Below are 19,001 nucleotides of genomic sequence, written 5' to 3'. Positions count from 1 at the left end.
AATAGTACCTGAAAAAGGATACTATTCTTAAACGAAACACAAGATAGCTTGCAGCGCTCAACGAGTGCTCTTATCCTACAAGTCAATCCAGGCTTAGCTAAAATACGGAAAGCGGCAAGCATACCCTGCAGAGGAAGTAAGATATTATGGTTCTAGGTAAACCCCAAACCGATCCAACATTAGAGTGGTTCCTTTCACACTGTCATATTCATAAGTACCCTTCAAAAAGTACTTTGATTCATGCTGGTGAAAAGGCAGAAACCTTGTACTACATCGTTAAAGGTTCTGTGGCAGTTCTTATCAAAGACGAAGAAGGTAAGGAAATGATTCTTTCTTACCTAAACCAAGGTGACTTCATTGGTGAACTTGGCCTCTTCGAAGAAGACCAAGAGCGTACTGCATGGGTTCGTGCAAAATCTCCTTGTGAAGTAGCTGAAATTTCTTTCAAGAAATTCCGTCAACTTATCCAAGTGAACCCAGATATCCTAATGCGCCTTTCAGCGCAAATGGCAAATCGTCTACAAGTAACTAGCCAAAAGGTTGGTGACTTAGCGTTCCTTGACGTAACAGGTCGTATCGCTCAAACGCTACTTAACCTAGCGAAACAGCCAGATGCAATGACTCACCCTGACGGCATGCAAATCAAGATCACTCGTCAAGAGATTGGCCAGATCGTTGGTTGTTCTCGTGAGACAGTAGGTCGTATCTTGAAGATGCTAGAAGAGCAGAACCTAATTTCTGCACACGGTAAAACTATCGTTGTATACGGCACTCGTTAATCTCGATTAACTGAGCCAAAAATTTGAAAGCCACCAAATGCAAATTTGGTGGCTTTTTTGTTTCCTGAAGATCCAGAGAGCAGATACGAGATACGAGATACGAGATACGAGAAGAACTCACAGAATCCTATTTGTAAACTTCCTCGAAGCGAAGCGTACCCGCATCTTTAAGGTAAAACCCGTGCTTGTATCTTTCTTTAACCGTTGGTGCTCTCAAAGATCTTGTCAGCCGATGCTGCAACAAATCCTGTATAAAGCTCACCATTGGCCATCGCATAACGCTTAGCGAACTCGTAGAAGCCACCAGGAATCACCTCATTACCTTCAACAAATGAAACTGGGACTTTGTCTGCCATTGTAGATGATTGCTCTAATAAGACCTCTGGAGAGCCTTTAACCTGACCGCCAGATGCATTGATAGTGAAACCTGAATCACTCAAATAGTCATTCACAGTCTGTACTTCATCGAACTCATTAAGCTGGTTCACACTCACCGTAAAGTGGTTTGCACCGTAACCATGAGCCGCTAGCCAAGACGCGTATTCACTCTCTTTTGCTAGCACTTGGAAATCCGCGAAGCTCAGATCCCAAAGGCGACCACCAAACAAAAACTCATGTCCTTGAAGCTTGCTTGCGTCCACTTGCTCAACCAACTTCGCAACGATCTGTTGTAAGTCACTTGAACACTCTTCTACCTTCAACTCACTAATGAACACCTTCGGTTGGTTTGGGTCTGGGTGCTCGTAGTGCTTAGCCACTAACTTCTTGCTCTCAAACAAGTAGTCGCCACAAGCCTTGTAGCCTAATTCAAGGAAAGGCTTAGCCAATGTTTCAATACCTAGCGGTGCAACATTGAAAGTTCGCAGTGCAATATGATCATTAATCAGGGCTTCGTCTTCTTTCAGCAGATGATGAACTTTCTCAGCCGATGGGCAAAGCCTGTGAATGTAATCGTCCCATAGTGATTTAAAGAGTAGATCGGGCGTCATGGTGACTCCTTGTCAGAGGTTCTAGCAAGCTAGTAATTTGGATTAGAGAGGGAGAGGCTGGACACAGAGTCAGCAGCCATCAGCCTGTGACATACTTGTTCTATTATTATCTACCGCCCAATCTAGGTGTCGGACGTGATGGAAAAAGGAAGCGATAACACCACTTCCTTATTACACAATTAACCAATGAATCTGTTATTCATGAACCTAGAGCTCATAAGCTTGTGATTCATCAAGCTATAGCTTAAAAGCCAAAACTACAGCTCAATACCTGGGCTAAACGTAGCTGGCAGTTGAGTCTCACCACCTTCCATTGACGCCATTGGGTAAGCACAGTAGTCAGCCGCGTAGTAAGCACTTGGACGCAGGTTACCTGAAGCACCAGGACCACCAAATGGTGCATCACCACTTGCGCCTGTTAGCTGGCGGTTACGGTTAACAATGCCCGCTCGGATATGGTCAACGAAGTATTCCCACTCTGAATCGTCTGTTGAAACTAAGCCTGCAGACAAACCAAAACGTGTGTCATTAGCCAGTTCAACCGCTTGCTCTAGTGACTGGTAACGAACCACTTGCAGTAATGGACCGAAATACTCTTCATCTGGCAGTTCAGCAATGTTGGTTGCATCAATAATGCCCGGAGAAACAAACGCCGCTTCACCCGCTTTTGCTTCGACTAGGCTTACACCACCTAGCGATTGCAGATTAGCTTGCGCGTCCAGAATGAACTTAGCCGCAGCTTCAGAGATTTGTGGGCCCATGAAGGGTGCTGGCTCAGCGAATGGCTGATCAACACGAATCTTCAAGGTAGCCGCAACGAGCTTATCAAGCAGCTGATCTCCCTTGTCTCCTACTGGTACATACAAGCGACGTGCACATGTACAACGTTGGCCCGCACTGATGAAGGCCGACTGGATAATGGTATAAACCGTCGCGTCAGCATCACCAAATTGGTCAGTGATCACCATAGGGTTGTTGCCGCCCATCTCTAGCGCCAACATCTTGCCCGGTTGACCTGCGAACTGACGGTGAAGGATATGACCGGTATTAGCACTGCCCGTGAATAGCACGCCATCAAGGCCTTTAGCATCCGCCAGTGCGATACCAGTTTCTTTAGCGCCTTGCACTAAGTTAATCACGCCAGCTGGAAGGCCTGCTTCTTGCCACAGTTTCATCGCAAACTCACCCGTCCAAGGTGTCTGCTCTGACGGCTTAAATACCACTGTATTACCCGATAGTAGAGCTGGAACAATATGACCGTTAGGTAGGTGACCAGGGAAGTTGTAAGGACCAAATACCGCCATTACGCCTAATGGGCGATGACGCAGTACGATTTGGTTGCCTGCGGCTTCACGTGAAGCTTCACCCGTACGTTCGTGGTAAGCACGAATAGAGATAGCAATTTTACCCGCCATCGCGCCCGCTTCAGTGCGAGTTTCCCAAATCGGTTTACCCGTCTCTTTTGCAATAATCTGTGCAATTTCTTCGCTGTTCTCTTTTATCTTCTCAGCAAAGTTCAACACGATCGCTTCACGCTCTGCAAAGCTCAATTTTTTCCAAACTAAGAAAGCGTCACGCGCTGCTACTACTGCAGATTCAACCTGTGCTGGTGTTGCACTATCGCCTTGCCACACGACTTCATTATTGTATGGGCTTACTGATGTCATGGCGTCGCCTTGACCTGCCACCCACTGTCCTGCTATCCACTGAGTCATACTTCTATCCTTAAAATCTTCGACAGATAATCGCCGCTCTTATTGAGCCAACATGCGAACGAATTCGCCTTCTTTTACTTCAAGAGCGCTTGCTACTTCAGATGATAAAATCACTGTGTCGCTAGCTTGGTCATACGCGCCTTTCGCGGCTACTGCGCGGAAGTTCTCAAACGAGGTATTACCAATGAGGAAGTCTTTAGAGCTTGAATGCTCTGCAATTGTCACTTGAGCTCGAATCGCATGACGCACTGACTCGATATTTCTTAGATCACACTCAACCGTTGGGCCCCCATCAAAGATGTCAACATAGCCACGGTTGGTGAAACCTTCACGTTCCAGCAACTTAAGTGCAGGGCGCGTATTGTCATGAACCTCTCCAATCACCGCCTGAGCTTCTTTGCTCAGCAAGTTCACATAGATAGGTAACTTCGGCATTAGGTCAGCAATGAAGCCTTTCTTACCGATACCGGTTAGGTAATCTGCAAGCGTGAAATCAATTGAGAAGAAGTGCTCTTGCAGCCATTGCCAGAAAGGAGAATTACCTTCCGCATCCGATACACCACGCATCTCAGCAAAAATCGTTTTCGAGAAACGCTCTGGGTGCTCAGACATGATCAAGAAGCGACACTTAGACATCAAACGACCATTCAATCCACCACGGAAAGCCGGGCGCAAGAACAGTGTGCAGATCTCACTGCATCCGGTGTAGTTATTGCCGAAAGTCAGTAGCTTCACGACGTTATTCACGCCAAGCTTCTGCGATGAGTGAACCACTTTGCTGATGTGGTAAGAGTAAAACGGAACATCCCAGCCAATTGAGGCTTCGATACCCGTAGTACCTGCGACTTCTCCGGTTTCGGTATCAAAGCCAACCATTAGGTAGCCTTCATCACCAGGTTCAGTCACGTCTTGTTTAGCAAAGCTGTATTCAGAATGAGTAATACGGTTGGTTAACAGTTCTTCGTTAACCGGAAGAGATGTGAATCCGTGACCAGATTCAACCGCGCAGGTATGCAACGCATCGTAATCAGATAATTTTATTGGGCGAACAACTAGCATCAATATTCCCTCCAGATGCAAAACAGGCCCAAAACGAGAATCTTGGGCCTTTAGCAGTACGTCATGGGATCGCTCTAATGGCGATCATTCCTATGACGCCGCTCAGGCTAAACTAGCGTAGCGATTGCTTTGTCTAGTTTTGATAAACCTTCTTCAATTTCTTGTGTAGTGATAACCAGTGATGGTGTGAAACGAACCACGTTTGCACCCGCAACCAGTACCATCAAGCCTTGTTCGCCTGCTGCTACTAATACATCACGAGCACGACCTTGCCATGCTTCATTAAGTGCAGCACCTAGCAATAGGCCTTTACCGCGAACTTCACTGAATATTTGGTATTTGTCGTTAATCTTAGCCAAACCATCACGGAACATTGCTTCACGTTCTTTCACGCCAGCTAGCGTTTCCGGTTGGCTAACGACATCAACAACCGCTTCAGCAACGGCACACGCCAGTGGGTTTCCGCCGTAAGTAGAACCGTGCGTACCGACTTTTAGGTGTGTCGCGAGTTCGGTGGTCGTTAGCATTGCGCCGATTGGGAAACCGCCACCTAGTGATTTCGCTGTACTTAGGATATCAGGTGTCACACCTAGGCCTTGGTAAGCGTAAAAGTTACCCGTACGGCCATTACCTGTTTGCACTTCATCAAAGATAAGCAGCGCATTGTGCTTGTCACACAGTTCACGAACCGTGTTCACGAACTCAGATGTTGGAGAGATGATACCGCCCTCGCCTTGCAGAGGTTCCATCATGATTGCACATGTGCGATCTGATATGTGCGCTTCTAGCGCGGCAATATCGTTGTAAGGCAGGTGAGTTACATCGCCCGGTTTAGGACCGAAGCCATCAGAGTAAGCCTCTTGACCACCCACCGTTACGGTAAAGAAAGTACGACCGTGGAAACCTTGTTTGAATGCGATGATTTCAGATTTCTCAGGACCGTGCACATCCGCTGCCCAACGACGAGCTAGCTTCAATGCAGCTTCGTTCGCTTCTGCACCAGAGTTAGCAAAGAATACTTTTTCTGCAAAACATACGTCGGTTAGCTTCTTCGCTAGACGCAATGCAGGTTCGTTGGTCATGACATTACTTAAATGCCAAATCTTGTTTGCTTGCTCAGTAACTGCGTTAACCATTGCTGGGTGACAGTGACCCAAACAGCTCACAGCGATACCACCAGCAAAGTCGATATATTCTCGGCCTTGTTGGTCCCAAACGCGTGCGCCTTCCCCTTTTACCGGGATCATTTCCATTGGGTTATAACAAGGCACCATCACCTCATTAAACAGACTACGTTCTACTTTTTTTTCCACTGTCATCGTACATTCCTTTTCGATACCGCAAGCTTCGCAAATAAGCGTACTGGTTCATAAGTGAGACAAAGATATTTTCTCTCGCCATAATCCCGCTGCAGCATTATATTTACATTTAATTAACGTTTTCAATAGTAGATTATTCTTTAGCTATCCCTAACAACCAGCTAAACGTCACTACCTATGACTATTTATGCATCAATTAATCTGTTTTATGAAGCTTTTTTTACCTAAACGCATAACCTGCAACGGCAAAGCCTTACTGGCATTGCGGTATATTGGGTTCGAGACGAAATAAGGCGAATAATTTTGCATAGGCTAAAAACTTAGCCTTAAGAGGGAGAAATGTTATAAAAAGTGATCAGCGTCAGAGGAGTAAGAGACGCGTAATGCCCGAATTTAAACGCTGAACGAATGGGCTAACAGGTTTAACTGGCTTATTTAGACGGAGAAAGAGTCAAATTTAAACACTCAACGCGCTAAGAAGTTAGCGAGAAGCTGGTGTCCCTGCTCTGTTTTAATCGACTCAGGGTGAAATTGCACCGCATCAATCGGCAAGGTTTTGTGTTGATAACCCATGATCTCGTCCATGCTGCCATCTTCAAATTCCGTCCAAGACGTCAGTTCAAAGCAGTCAGGAAGCGTGCCATTTTTCACCACTAGGGAATGGTAACGTGTCACGGTTAGAGGGTTATTAAGCCCTTGAAAAACGCTCTTACCGTTATGGCGGATCGGCGAGGTTTTACCGTGCATCACTTGTCTGGCTCGCACTACTTCACCACCAAACACTTGAGCGATGGCTTGATGACCAAGACACACACCTAAGATCGGCAGTTTACCCACGAAGTGTTCAATGACTTGTAGAGAGATTCCCGCATCATCAGGCGTACAAGGACCTGGCGAGATAACAAGATGGCTAGGATTCAGCGCTTCAATACCGACAATATCAATCTCATCGTTGCGAACAACTTTTACAGTGACCCCTAACTCACAGAAATACTGATACAAGTTATAGGTAAAAGAGTCGTAGTTATCGATGATAAGTAACATGGGTCGAAATCGTTTGCTAAATACTAAATGATTGGGAGATATAGGGGCGGTATTGTGCAATACCCATGGCGAAAGGCAAGTGGAAACTGCATTTCGCCAATAATTAAGGCCAACCTAAGTTGACCTTAATTGTTTACAGATAGCCTAAAGTTATCTGAATTGGCCTGCTTGTATAGCAAGCCAATCTATTTGTGGTTGAGCTACTTGCGACGACGCCACATTGCTAAACCAAATAGTGACATCAGAGCACCGAAGCCAAATGAACCACCTACTCGCAGTTCAAGAACAGCAGGATCATGATCCGATGAACGGAAGTGATCTTGGTACTTAGGTAGGTCACCTTTGAACTCTTCGTTGTAGTCAAACAACGTCGACTCACCACCATTGATGTGCCAATCGGTCGCATCGACAACCCTATCTTTCAGGCTGTCACTGATCAACAAATGATCCAAAGCACCAACTTCATCATTGTATGAGTAGCTCCAGCTGTCTGGGTGCTTTTGAGCCACAGCATTAATGTAGCCGTAGTTCTTAGTAATCACCGCACCGTTATCACCAAACTGCTCGACGCCGTCAATGTAAGTGTTACGCGCCGCTTTGATTTGCTTGCCGTATTTCTCTTCAGAGTAATCCGTAAGCACCAGCATTGGGTCTTCCATGCCGTACGAGTTCATATCCCCCAGAATCACTTTATGGCCTTTGATGCCGTCTAGCGCTTCACCCAGAGCAACTGCTGCAGCCACACGGAAGTTCTCACATGAGCCTTGCTTATCGGCGTCAACGCCACCTTGACCGCCCTGCTCGACCGGTGCAGCATCTTCCCAACACTTAGAACCTTTCGATTTAAAGTGGTTAATCGCAACGGTAAGTTTCTCTTTAGTGCCTTTAACTTTAAAGGTTGGCGCCAATGAGTCACGTTGGTAGTTCTTACCGTCTTCAATCACCTTGCCAAAATCGTCTAACACTTCTGGTGCTTGTTGGCTTGGCATAGCTATAACACGGCTGTCTTTAAGCTTAACTACTTTCTTACGGTAGATAACACCTGTTGTAATGACATCAGTACCAATCGAGTCCATCTCGTCGGTCACACCATCTTCGTTCGAATCGACAGCTACAAAGGTATAGCGGTCTTTCTTACGCTCAATGCGATCATTCAGTTGGTTAACGAGCTGGTGAATGGCAGAGCCTTCACCAAAGCCGTTGTTCTCAATTTCCATCAAACCAATAATGTCTGCATCTAATCGAAGAATCGCGTTCACTATCTTCTCTTGCTGCATCTCAAACTCGGTGATGGTGTTCGCACCACGGTTGTTGCCGTGTTGGTTTGCGTCACCGCCAAATGGAGAGTTGAAGTAGTTCAAAACATTGAAAGTCGCGATGCGAAGGTCGCCTTCATCCATGTCTGGTTTGTCGGTACGCGGATCGTTACGAACGAAGTTTTCAGCCGAGATCTGGTTAGTTGTCACTAAGCGGTACTCACCGTAGCTGTAGGTAAGTACGCCTTCTAGACCAACAATGGTGTCATCAATACGGATGTAGTCTTCTGTTGAACCATCTTGATCAATATCGGTACGGCCAAAGTCTGGATAGAAAGGAACTTGTCCGTCACCCGCTTTTTGATCGGTTTCAACGAAAAGACGACGGTCTGCGTTATCTTCCGTTTGTTGTTTCGCGTCTTCAGAACCTGCTGCGAAAAGCTGGTTCGGCTGCATGTTAATACGCTCATGTGCCAGTACCATGTTGTTACGACGACCTGAGTAATCATAACCAAAGGTACGAGTCACACGCATATCAAGCGCTTCGGTCGTTTTCACCAACATGCCTTCGTAGCGTTCAAGCGTTGCAGCGAAGTTCTCATCACTGTCTAGCGCTTCTATCGCCGTTGCTTCAGGTGCTTGTTGTTCGCCCTGTTTTAGCCATTGGTTGTTTTCAACTTTAAGCTGAGTATGGCTGTAGTATTCTTGAACCTTACCTTTCACACACACTACGTCGCCCGCAGCCAGTTCTGAGCTCGATTGATTCGTGTGGATAAATAGACCTTCAGAAGTACTTGAATTGAAGTCATCCTCAAGTGCTTGCAGGTAGAAACCTTTGGTTATGCCCGTTGTCACCGCACTCACAACACCTTTAACGAAGTACTCATCGTCCGTGATGTACGGATAGCCATCAATGAACGGTGATGTTGCGCCCTCGCCTTGGATCTCTTGAATGGTTGTGAATACTGGGTCAGAGCCATCTTGTGTACAAGTGAACGCTTCTGGCAGTTCAACACTGTCTAATGAACCTAAGCCTTCAATGCTGTCTTTTGGTAACGACACCCACTGTGAAGCATCGAATGTTGCCGAAGGAGTTTGTGTCGCTCGAACCAAAGTAACATCTTTACCCCAATCCACATCGCCCATCAAACCAACAATATCGTGTACCGAGTTATCTGAATTCAAGATAGCCAGCGGGTCGTCACCGTTATGGTTAGCAATCGACGCATTGAGAATGTCAGCGACGGCTTTAATCTCATCACTCGCACTCGTATGAGCGACAACAAGTACCTCACCAGGCGCTAAAACGTGGCCATCTAAAGGTAAAGTGGCGCCCCATGAGCCGTTGCCATTCGCAGACTTCGCCAGCGAGTAACCATCTAAATTCATGCTGCTATCGCCGTTATTAGCAATCTCAACCGCTTTGTTGTAGCTGCCGCCTTCCACATATTGTGAAATAAACAAATCAGCGTGTGCACTTGCTGTTAGCAAGCTACCAATTGCCACTGCTAGCAATGAAGGTTTGTGTAAAAGAGCCATCCGTTTCACCTGAGTTCATCGATTTATAGTTACTGCCGTCTATGGGCAGTCATGTATTTTGTGGTAACTATCAGGTTTATTTATGAAAGGAATAAGTCAGTTAGCAAGAAAATGAGGAACTTATCACTTAATAATCATCAATTGTTTGGCACGTTATGTATTTCCAACATAAATAGAAATAAGCAAGATTTTATAAACTCCAAAGAGAAGTAATAAGATCGCCTACACAGCATTAATATTATGAATATGTTAGCGAGATAATGCTTAGATCATCAATTCAAACAAGAGATTTACTGGGAGAGCAAATAGAACGGGCACTAAAAAGCCCAAAGTAAACAGCGTCTACTTTGGGCTTCAATTCTGAAACGAGTGGCTTTAGCTCACCCTACGGGCGAGTAACAAAACCGACTGCTTCGTATGCTTTTTTCAGTGTCACGGCAGCGCGCTCAGAGGCTTTTTCTGCACCCGCTTTCATTACTGCATCCATGTAAGCACGATCAGCACGGATACGGTGGTATTCAGCTTGGATTGGCTCAAGCATCTCAACCAATGCTGTGCCTACGTCTTTCTTGAACGGACCGTACATTTCAACGCCTTGGTATTGCGCTTCGATCTCTTCAAACGTTTTACCCGTCGCCGCAGAGTACAGACCCATTAGGTTAGAGATACCCGCTTTGTTTTCCCAATCGTGAGCAATACGTGGTGGCGTTTCTGCATCCGTTTGCGCTTTGTTGATCTTCTTGATGATCGACTTAGGCTCTTCTAACAGAGTAATCACGTTCTTACGGTTATCATCTGACTTAGACATCTTCTTAGTCGCATCTTGCAGGCTCATCACACGTGCATTCACTGTTGGAATGTAAGGTTCTGGTACTTGGAAGATTGGCGTTTCAGGGCCGTAGATGTTGTTAAAGCGATTTGCGATATCACGCGCTAGCTCTAAGTGTTGTTTCTGGTCGCTACCTACTGGCACTTGGTGCGCGCCGTAAAGCAGGATATCTGCAGCCATCAACACTGGGTAGTCGTATAGGCCTACGTTTACGTCATTTGAGTGACGTGCAGACTTATCCTTGAACTGAGTCATACGGCTCAGTTCACCCATTTGTGTGTAACAGTTAAGAAGCCAACCAAGTTGAGCATGCTCTGGTACGTGTGACTGAACAAATAGCGTGCTCTTCTTTGGATCAACACCGACAGCAAGACAGATTGCTAATGCGTCTAAAGTCGCTTCATGCAGTGCTTTCGGATCTTGGCGAACCGTAATTGCGTGAAGGTCTACAACACAGTATTGGCAATCGTAATCATCTTGCATCTGTTGCCATTGACGTAGAGCACCCAAGTAGTTACCGATACTTAGTTCACCAGATGGTTGAACACCACTCAATACGATGGGCTTGCTCATGCTTTTAATTCCTTTGCTTGTTCGCTAAGCTCGTTAACTTAGTTTCTTAACGTAGTATCTGAAAAACTTAGCTTCTTAACTTTAAAATAGAAAGCCGCACAGCTCTTCTGTACGGCTCATCCAGTGTACTCATTGATAAGTATTTTGCTAGTAGGTTAGCTAACTTTTGTCCGCTTTATGCTGAAACTAGAACGACATCTAGTAATTGTGCAATGTTGTCTGCGACATAGTCAGGGTTTGATACTGAAATCGGCTCACCGTGGTTATAGCCGTAAGTTAGACCAAACGAGTGGCAGCCTGCGTTCTTAGCCGCTTTGATGTCGTTGCTTGAATCGCCTACCATCAGCATATCTTCAGCCTTCACATTATGCTTTTCCAGCAACCAGTTCAGCGCTACTGGGTTCGGCTTTTTCTCTGGGAAAGAGTCGCCACCCAACACATCAACAAAGTACTTATCGATACCGTGCTGCGCCAGAACATCTGGTACAAATTTCGAAGGCTTGTTGGTGACAAGCGCCATGGTGAAGCCCGCTTTGTCTAGCTCAGCGAGCGTTTCTTTTACTGATGGATAAAGGTGGCTTAGCTTATGGCCGCCCTGCTCGTAGAAATCATCAAACAGGATGCGCGCTTTCTTCAGAAGCTCAGGTTCTAGGCTTGGGTCAACCGTAAGATTACGGCTCAATGAACGTCCAATAAGAACATCAGCACCATTACCCACATAGTCGCGAACTTGTTCTTCGCTTACTGAAGAAAAACCCAGTTCCTGACAAGCTTGGTCAGCGGCGACAGCCAAATCAGGCACGCTATCTAACAAGGTTCCATCCAAATCAAAGGCAATCAGTTTTATTGAGCTTAATGACATCTTACTTTCCTATTTATTATGTTCGTCTTATGAGTTGAGCTCCAAGACGTAAAAAAGGGGCCAATTAGCCCCTTAATTTAAATTTTTTGATTTTAGGTCAACAGACCCTAGTTCTACTTTTATGCGTTTACTTTTGCAAGCTCTGCACGCATCTCATCAATCACTTCTTTGTAATCTGGTTGATTGAAGATAGCTGAACCGGCAACGAACATATCTGCGCCCGCTTCTGCGATTTCACGGATATTATCTACCTTCACGCCGCCATCAATCTCAAGGCGGATATCACGGCCTGATTCATCAATAAGTTTACGAACAGCGCGCAGCTTATCGAGAGTGTGAGGAATGAAAGATTGACCGCCAAAGCCAGGGTTCACAGACATTAGTAGAATCATATCTACTTTATCTAAGATGTAATCAAGGCAAGAAAGTGGCGTTGCTGGGTTAAGTACGACACCCGCTTTACAGCCGTGTTCTTTGATTAGCTGTAGAGTACGGTCAACGTGCTCAGACGCTTCAACGTGGAAGGTAATCATTGATGCGCCGGCTTTAGCAAACTCAGGTACGATGCTGTCTACTGGCTTAACCATTAAATGAACATCGATAGGAGCTGTGATGCCGTAGTCGCGCAACGCTTTACAGATCGGTGCACCAAAAGTCAGGTTAGGTACGTAGTGGTTATCCATCACATCGAAGTGCACAACGTCGGCACCGGCTGCGAGTACTTTTTCTACGTCTTCACCAAGACGAGCAAAATCTGCAGACAAAATCGATGGAGCGATTAGAAAATCTTTCATACCAAACCTCTTAAGAGTAAGTAAATTGCGAATATCACCGCCTTGTGACATCTCGTACACGAATACAAGACTCAACCCCAAGACTATTTGGTGTGCAATTCTACCTAAGCACCTAAGCAGATTCTAGCAGTTCGAAAGATTAGTTTATGAAAGTACCCGTTGGTCACTCAATTTAATGAGTTCGAGGGTTATGGTGACGACTACAATTCTGTTGAAGCGTGTTGCTGGTTTTTCTCTTTATGAAAAAGTGCCAGTAACTCATCAACTTTATTACGCCCTGCGCCATTACGGCTAATGGTGCGCTTAACCTTGACCACGTTCAGTTCCGCACCATGGTATAAACGGCGCGTTAAGGTAGTGTCATGGTTTGAAATCAAGACAGGGATGCCTCGTTCCATTGCCGCTCTTTCTGCAACATCAGCCAAGGCCGCTTGATCATCTAAACTGAAGCCATTACCCGCATAAGAGGTAAAGTTAGCAGTACTAGACAATGGCGCATAAGGAGGATCACAATAAACCACACAGCCTTTACGGGCGCGGCTAAAGGTCTCGCTATACCCTTCACAAACAAACGTCGCTTTCTTCGCTTTCTCAGCAAAAAACTCCAACTCAGCTTCTGGAAAGTAAGGTTTTTTATAAGAACCAAATGGAACGTTAAAACCGCCCTTCTTGTTGTAACGACACAAGCCATTGAAGCCAAATCGGTTCATATACAAGAAAGCTAACGAGCGATACATGACGTTATCTGTACCATTGAACTCAGCGCGAACATCTAAGAACACCTCTCTACGGTTATTCTCTGGACAGAACCAACGCTTCGCTTCAGTGATATAGGTTTCAGGATCGGTTTTAAGTAGATTGTATAGGTTGATAAGATCGGGATTGATATCTGCAAGCAGGTACTGTTCAAAATCAGTATTCAGAAATACTGAGCCGGCACCGACAAACGGTTCTACCAATTTACGAGCAGGTGGCAGGTGACGTTGGATGTCTTCAACTAGGCCATATTTACCACCAGCCCATTTTAGAAAGGCACGCTGCTTTTTCATTTACTGCTCTATCTATCAACTCAAAAATAAGGCTGCGGAATGTAACATATTTTGAGGCTAAGCTCAGGGTTATTTCGCACGTTCTATCTCTCGATGCACTTGATTCATCGATTTTGCCCAAGGTTCCAACTGCTGAAGTGGTTTTGGTAACGCACTTACGGCATCTCGCGCGACTTGAATCGTTGGATAATCTTGATAAGTGATAATAAACCACTTGGTGTCGTTACGAAGTGTTGGGTAAATACGAACCTTGTCCTCGACGTCATATTCTTCAATAAAAGACTGAACATCTTCTAATGACGTCATCGCGCTCAACTGTAAGGTATAAGCGCGTGGCGAGATAGCTTGTAACTCTTCGCGAGCAAATGAGAAGGTGATCTTTTTCGTCGGCGGTGTTGATTCCGTTAGGTCAGTATCTTCATCAACTGAAACTTGTGACTCGTTTTTCGCCGCATCAGGTTGCGCGCTAACCGCGGCACCTGTGTTCTCTTCTACGGCAGCATCAATCGCACTGGTATCGGCACTTTTCGGCTTGTCATCAAGCAAGGCATCAACCACATCAGAAGTAATCACAACACGTTGCTGCTCTTGTTTCACCTCGCCAACACTGGCTGTACCTTCCACCACAACCGGTGGTAAAGATGAACTGTCATCGTCAGCACCTTGATAGCTCATGTCAGCTTCGGCTTCAGAATCTGAAGATCCGTCGACTCCGGCTTGCTCGGTACCACTTTCCACTTCAAACGTTGGGATAGCGGTTTGTTCAATGGGAGCGATAAGTGATTGCGCTTTATCGTCAGGGGTTGGTTGACTGAACATCCACCAATAGCCACCACCAATTAAAACCAACAACAAGGTCACCACCATCGCGATATTGATAGGTGAGCCAATAATTGAGCGAATAATAATCCTTTTTTCCACTTTCAATTCTCCTAAAGCCATTAACTCACCGGGCAAAGGTTGTGCTTTATTAAACGCACGTCGCACGCGAGTTTCAGACTCATCATCAACATATCGAATCACTAAGGATTCAAAGAAATGTTCCGCTTCTGGTTGAGAAAGATCATCGATCTCGAGGTCGATAGGCTTGTGTGGTTGCCCGTAACTAAGACGTGTTAGTAGCGTGTCTAGATGGCCAATTTCCGAGAAGAGAACGATATTGATCGTCCATTGAGGGTTTGATTGAGCTTCAAGTACCAACATCCATAATTCGGATACCAATAGCTCAGACAGTCGATGGGCATCATCTACAACGATAACCACATTACACGACTCTCCATCCAGTAGCCTTGCAAGGCTATCTGATAAAGAATCATGTTGATTAAACAGGGGATCAGAAACAATTTGGCTAAGAATAAGCGCGCGACGTTGTTGATCGTCTTGGCTTGGGTGACAAAGCAGTAAACACTGATTTTTTTCTGTCGACCATGCTTCAAGGTAACGTTGAGCCAACCAAGATCGGCCAGAGCCAGCTTTGCCCGCAACCGTTACAAGGTTTGAACCAAAGTTAGTCAAAAGCTGTAAGCGCTCTAGCAGCTCAACTTGAGATTCTAACTCTAATACTCTTAATTCATGAGCCAAACTCATTGGAGATCCCTACTGATAAGATCGATCAGTAAAACGCTTCAGCTGCCTAGAGTTTAGCTAGGCAACCTCACAACCAAATTTAAAGAGTACGGCAGAAATCAATCGCTTGTTTAATGATGTCTTGAGGCACATCAGCGACCACTTCAGCGGTACCAATACTTGTTGGTAATACCAAACGTAACTGACCAGACAGCACTTTTTTATCACGCATCATGTGCTTCATAAAGTCTTCAAAAGACATGCTTTCTGGCGTATGGATTGGCAGTTTCGCATTCTTGAGTATAGAAATAATTCGCTCAAGTTGCTGCTGAGAGATCAGTCCCTGTAATTGAGCGGTTTTCGCTGCCATTACAGTGCCTGACGACACAGCTTCACCATGTAGCCAATTACCATAGCCTAGTTCTGCTTCGATCGCATGACCAAATGTATGACCTAGGTTCAATAACGCTCTGATTCCTGACTCTTTTTCATCTATAGCAACCACTTCAGCCTTAATTGCACAACAACGAGCAATCGCGGTAATCAGTGCGTCTTCATCAAGTTGATAAAGTTTCTCTAGATTCTGTTCCAACCAATCAAAGAAGACTTCATCGTAAATGATGCCGTATTTGATCACCTCAGCAATGCCCGCTGCGAACTCACGCTCTGGAAGCGTTGATAAGCAGTTAGTATCGATGATGACAGATTTTGGTTGGTAAAAAGCGCCGATCATATTCTTGCCAAGGGGATGGTTCACTGCAGTTTTACCGCCTACAGAGGAGTCCACTTGAGAAAGAAGGGTCGTCGGGATTTGAATGAAATCAATACCGCGCTGGTAGCAAGAGGCAGCAAAACCGACCAAATCACCGATAACACCACCACCCAAAGCAATCACCACCACATCGCGGCTGTAATTTCCTTCAAGCATGTAGCTCATCACTGAGTTGAACGTTTCAAGTGTTTTGTATTGCTCACCGTCTGGCAACTCTAAAAGAGAAGTTTGACAGCCTACTTGATCCAACAACGATAAAATTTTATCGGCATAAAGAGGCGCTACTGTCACATTACTGATAACAACAACTTTCTGTTTGCCTGATAAAAAAGAAAGGTACGCCGGGTCTTCAAATAACCCGGCGCCAATAGAGATAGGGTAGCTACGCTCAGCTAGATTGACCGTAATCCGTTCCATGGGTTTGCTCTCCGAAAAAATGAACTTAACGTTCTTCTAGCATTTTTACGATCTGGTTGGCTACCACTTTTGCACTTTGATCGTCGGTACGAACTGTGTAGTCCGCCACTTCGTCGTATAGTGCGTTGCGAGATACAGCTAGATCTTCTAGCACATCACGCGGGTTGTCTGTTTGAAGTAGAGGGCGTTTCTTGTCGCGGTTAGTGCGAGCAAGTTGCTTTTCAATTGTTGTTTCTAGGTATACAACAATGCCTCGTGCAGATAGACGGTTACGGTTTTCTTTGCTCAGCACTGAACCACCGCCTGTCGCAAGAACAATACCTTGTTCTTCTGTCAGATCGTTGATTACAGATTCTTCGCGCTTACGGAAACCATCTTCGCCCTCAACATCAAAAACCCATGCGATGTCTGCGCCAGTGCGCTCTTCGATCACAGTGTCAGAGTCTAGAAACTCCATATGAAGTTGGGAAGCTAGGTGTCTACCAATTGTACTTTTGCCGGCGCCCATTGGGCCAACAAGAAAAATATTGCGTTTCTCAGCCATGTTTTTAGCAGTAATTTACAACGTTAATTCAATGACATCGCCACAAGGTAGGTCAGTACAAGTACTGAAATTAAAAGGCCCGTGGCACCGATTCCTCACAGATAATTCGTGATAAGACCCGAAATTATCAAGGTTAGGTGCCACTAATGCAACTTTATTTTTAATCTAATTGTTCATTACTGAATCACAACTTTGGGTGTAACAAAAATAAGTAGTTCACTTTTACCCACATTTTCATAGCTACGACGGAATAATGCACCCAAAACTGGCAGGTCTCCTAATAGAGGAACTTTGTCCACTGTACTGCTCACACTGTGCTGAAATATCCCGCCAAGTACTACTGTTTCACCATTATTAACAAGCACTTGCGTACCTATGCGTTGAGTATCAATGGCAACAGCCTCACCCGTTCCCGTTTTCACTACTTGCCCTGGCCTATCTTGAGTCACGCTTAAATCCAATACCAAACGATTGTCGGGCGTGATTTGTGGTGTCACCTTAAGACTCAACACCGCTTTCTTAAATGCGACCGAAGTAGCACCACTTGAAGACGACTCTAAATAAGGAATTTCAGTACCTTGCTCAATATAAGCGGGCTTTTTATTGGTGGTGATTAAACGTGGGCTGGAAATAATCTCAGCTTTTGACTCTTGTTGTAATGCCGACAATTCAAGATCAAGCAAGGTATCTGAACCCAGTTTGGCCACCTGAAACGCAATGCTTGATGCATTAGGAGATGTCGCCCCTAGATTAACGTTGAGGAAATCGTCAATCGCACTGTTCCCACCATTATCGTCATACGGCGTAATTTGCGATGGATGGTTACCCTCTATCGAGCCGCCAACTTTGAAGCTACCGTTGGTGGAAGAAACACCCCAACGCACCCCTAACTCATCAAGGTTACCCTCGGTAACGGTTACGATGCGCGCCTCTATCTGGACTTGCTTCACGGGGATGTCCAAAGATTCAATGATGCCTCGTATCACGGCAATGTTTTCTGCCAGTTCACGAATCAATAGGGAATTGGTGCGTTCATCAATGGTGATCGAGCCACGATCGGACAACATGCTCACCGCACCTTCACCGCCAATCATGTCGGCAATGTCGGTGGCTTTAGCAAAATTAATCTTGATGATTTCCGACTTAAGCTCCCCTAACTCCTCTTCCAAGCGAGATTTCTCTAACGCTTGTTGCTCTCGAAGATCGAGTTCTGCTTTTGGCGCCACCAAAATAACATTGCCATCAACGCGCTTATCTAGTCCTTTAACTTGCAAGATAATGTCGAGAACTTGCTGCCAAGGTACGCCATCTAAACGTAAAGTGAGGTTACCCGCTACTGAGTCAGACACCACGAGATTGAAATCGTTGTAGTCAGCAATCAGCTGCAGGACATTTCGTACCGGGATATCTTGGAAGTTAATCGATATCAGTTTGCCCTCTTTTTCTAAAACGCTTTTCTCTTTGGTCGCTTCATTGATAACAGGCTTGCTGATCACCACCTCTATGAAGCGACCTTTTAGGTTATATTCATACTGATAGTCGCCAGCGATCGTCGCCAACAGTCGTGTGCTGGGCGTCTCTTTATAGACTTCAATACCTTCCACTAGGGTCGCGAAATCCTTCACATCCAAAAGATAAAGCTTATCGTCATTAACTTGAGTATTGAGTAATTCGATACTTAACCCTTCCTGAGCACGTTGAACATCCACCACAGCGGTGCTGGTTGCCAGCTCAAGAATAATGACGGCGTCTTTATCTTTGTTTACCCTAAAATCAATATTCTCCAATTGATTAGGTAAGCTCTCGGCGTGACTGAGCACGCTAACAACCAACATCACAGACACAGCAAAACCTTGTAGAGCCTTGCTCACTAATCCACTTATTCCTTTAATCAT

The 19,001-nt window shown here is 45.4% G+C and carries 15 protein-coding genes; 1 reads left to right on the top strand and 14 read right to left on the bottom strand.

The window, feature by feature from the left end:
• The first annotated feature begins 146 nt into the window (after positions 1-146).
• Positions 147-779, top strand: a complete 633-nt coding sequence (gene crp / locus AACU28_RS09150; RefSeq protein ID WP_004729651.1) for a cAMP-activated global transcriptional regulator CRP — start codon at positions 147-149, stop codon at positions 777-779.
• Between the two features lie 197 nt (positions 780-976).
• Here the strand turns inward: crp and AACU28_RS09145 are convergent, their stop codons facing one another.
• The 14 genes from AACU28_RS09145 to AACU28_RS09080 form a co-directional block, all read right to left on the bottom strand.
• Positions 977-1,768: a DUF1338 domain-containing protein gene (locus AACU28_RS09145; RefSeq protein ID WP_004729652.1), complete on the bottom strand. Its 792-nt coding sequence runs from the start codon at positions 1,766-1,768 to the stop codon at positions 977-979.
• Positions 1,769-2,025: 257 nt separating this feature from the next.
• Positions 2,026-3,483 (bottom strand): succinylglutamate-semialdehyde dehydrogenase, encoded by a 1,458-nt coding sequence (astD, locus tag AACU28_RS09140; protein ID WP_102490948.1) that lies wholly within the window; start codon positions 3,481-3,483, stop codon positions 2,026-2,028.
• Between the two features lie 39 nt (positions 3,484-3,522).
• A complete protein-coding gene (astA, locus tag AACU28_RS09135) occupies positions 3,523-4,542 on the bottom strand; it encodes an arginine N-succinyltransferase (RefSeq protein ID WP_004729654.1) in 1,020 nt (339 codons plus the stop codon).
• Positions 4,543-4,649: 107 nt separating this feature from the next.
• Positions 4,650-5,861: an aspartate aminotransferase family protein gene (locus AACU28_RS09130; protein WP_004729655.1), complete on the bottom strand. Its 1,212-nt coding sequence runs from the start codon at positions 5,859-5,861 to the stop codon at positions 4,650-4,652.
• Between the two features lie 465 nt (positions 5,862-6,326).
• The gene (locus AACU28_RS09125; protein WP_004729656.1) at positions 6,327-6,905 is read right to left on the bottom strand and encodes an aminodeoxychorismate/anthranilate synthase component II; all 579 of its coding nucleotides are present in this window, start codon (positions 6,903-6,905) and stop codon (positions 6,327-6,329) included.
• Positions 6,906-7,105: 200 nt separating this feature from the next.
• Positions 7,106-9,700, bottom strand: coding sequence for an ExeM/NucH family extracellular endonuclease (locus AACU28_RS09120; RefSeq protein ID WP_121602827.1), 2,595 nt, complete (start codon positions 9,698-9,700; stop codon positions 7,106-7,108).
• 385 nt (positions 9,701-10,085) lie between these two features.
• Positions 10,086-11,102 carry a tryptophan--tRNA ligase gene (gene trpS / locus AACU28_RS09115; RefSeq protein ID WP_121602826.1) on the bottom strand — a complete coding sequence of 339 codons (1,017 nt, stop codon included), beginning with the start codon at positions 11,100-11,102 and terminating at the stop codon, positions 10,086-10,088.
• 175 nt (positions 11,103-11,277) lie between these two features.
• A complete protein-coding gene (locus tag AACU28_RS09110) occupies positions 11,278-11,964 on the bottom strand; it encodes a phosphoglycolate phosphatase (protein ID WP_017083794.1) in 687 nt (228 codons plus the stop codon).
• A gap of 119 nt (positions 11,965-12,083) precedes the next feature.
• Positions 12,084-12,758, bottom strand: coding sequence for a ribulose-phosphate 3-epimerase (gene rpe, locus AACU28_RS09105; protein ID WP_029222055.1), 675 nt, complete (start codon positions 12,756-12,758; stop codon positions 12,084-12,086).
• 200 nt (positions 12,759-12,958) lie between these two features.
• The gene (locus AACU28_RS09100; RefSeq protein WP_004729661.1) at positions 12,959-13,807 is read right to left on the bottom strand and encodes a Dam family site-specific DNA-(adenine-N6)-methyltransferase; all 849 of its coding nucleotides are present in this window, start codon (positions 13,805-13,807) and stop codon (positions 12,959-12,961) included.
• Positions 13,808-13,876: 69 nt separating this feature from the next.
• Complete coding sequence (locus AACU28_RS09095; RefSeq protein WP_121602825.1) at positions 13,877-15,394, bottom strand: SPOR domain-containing protein; 1,518 nt, start codon at positions 15,392-15,394, stop codon at positions 13,877-13,879.
• A 79-nt stretch (positions 15,395-15,473) separates the two neighbouring features.
• Positions 15,474-16,562: a 3-dehydroquinate synthase gene (aroB, locus tag AACU28_RS09090; RefSeq protein WP_004729663.1), complete on the bottom strand. Its 1,089-nt coding sequence runs from the start codon at positions 16,560-16,562 to the stop codon at positions 15,474-15,476.
• A gap of 25 nt (positions 16,563-16,587) precedes the next feature.
• Entirely contained in the window at positions 16,588-17,106 is a 519-nt protein-coding gene (gene aroK / locus AACU28_RS09085) for a shikimate kinase AroK (protein WP_004729664.1), read from the bottom strand.
• 176 nt (positions 17,107-17,282) lie between these two features.
• A complete protein-coding gene (locus tag AACU28_RS09080; protein WP_121602824.1) occupies positions 17,283-19,001 on the bottom strand; it encodes a type IV pilus secretin PilQ in 1,719 nt (572 codons plus the stop codon).

This window comes from Vibrio sp. SBT000027, from assembly GCF_963894355.1.
Classification (GTDB): domain Bacteria; phylum Pseudomonadota; class Gammaproteobacteria; order Enterobacterales; family Vibrionaceae; genus Vibrio; species Vibrio splendidus.
This window is presented reverse-complemented; position numbering and strand designations above follow the sequence as displayed.

Coding starts and splice junctions, on each gene's coding strand:
- trpS (WP_121602826.1), bottom strand. CDS start 11,102: ATGAGCAAGCCCATCGTATTGAGTGGTGTTCAACCATCTGGTGAACTA.
- rpe (WP_029222055.1), bottom strand. CDS start 12,758: ATGAAAGATTTTCTAATCGCTCCATCGATTTTGTCTGCAGATTTTGCT.
- AACU28_RS09100 (WP_004729661.1), bottom strand. CDS start 13,807: ATGAAAAAGCAGCGTGCCTTTCTAAAATGGGCTGGTGGTAAATATGGC.
- astA (WP_004729654.1), bottom strand. CDS start 4,542: ATGCTAGTTGTTCGCCCAATAAAATTATCTGATTACGATGCGTTGCAT.
- aroK (WP_004729664.1), bottom strand. CDS start 17,106: ATGGCTGAGAAACGCAATATTTTTCTTGTTGGCCCAATGGGCGCCGGC.
- AACU28_RS09080 (WP_121602824.1), bottom strand. CDS start 19,001: ATGATTAAAGGAATAAGTGGATTAGTGAGCAAGGCTCTACAAGGTTTT.
- AACU28_RS09120 (WP_121602827.1), bottom strand. CDS start 9,700: ATGGCTCTTTTACACAAACCTTCATTGCTAGCAGTGGCAATTGGTAGC.
- crp (WP_004729651.1), top strand. CDS start 147: ATGGTTCTAGGTAAACCCCAAACCGATCCAACATTAGAGTGGTTCCTT.
- AACU28_RS09095 (WP_121602825.1), bottom strand. CDS start 15,394: ATGAGTTTGGCTCATGAATTAAGAGTATTAGAGTTAGAATCTCAAGTT.
- AACU28_RS09110 (WP_017083794.1), bottom strand. CDS start 11,964: ATGTCATTAAGCTCAATAAAACTGATTGCCTTTGATTTGGATGGAACC.
- aroB (WP_004729663.1), bottom strand. CDS start 16,562: ATGGAACGGATTACGGTCAATCTAGCTGAGCGTAGCTACCCTATCTCT.
- AACU28_RS09130 (WP_004729655.1), bottom strand. CDS start 5,861: ATGACAGTGGAAAAAAAAGTAGAACGTAGTCTGTTTAATGAGGTGATG.
- AACU28_RS09145 (WP_004729652.1), bottom strand. CDS start 1,768: ATGACGCCCGATCTACTCTTTAAATCACTATGGGACGATTACATTCAC.
- AACU28_RS09125 (WP_004729656.1), bottom strand. CDS start 6,905: ATGTTACTTATCATCGATAACTACGACTCTTTTACCTATAACTTGTAT.
- astD (WP_102490948.1), bottom strand. CDS start 3,483: ATGACTCAGTGGATAGCAGGACAGTGGGTGGCAGGTCAAGGCGACGCC.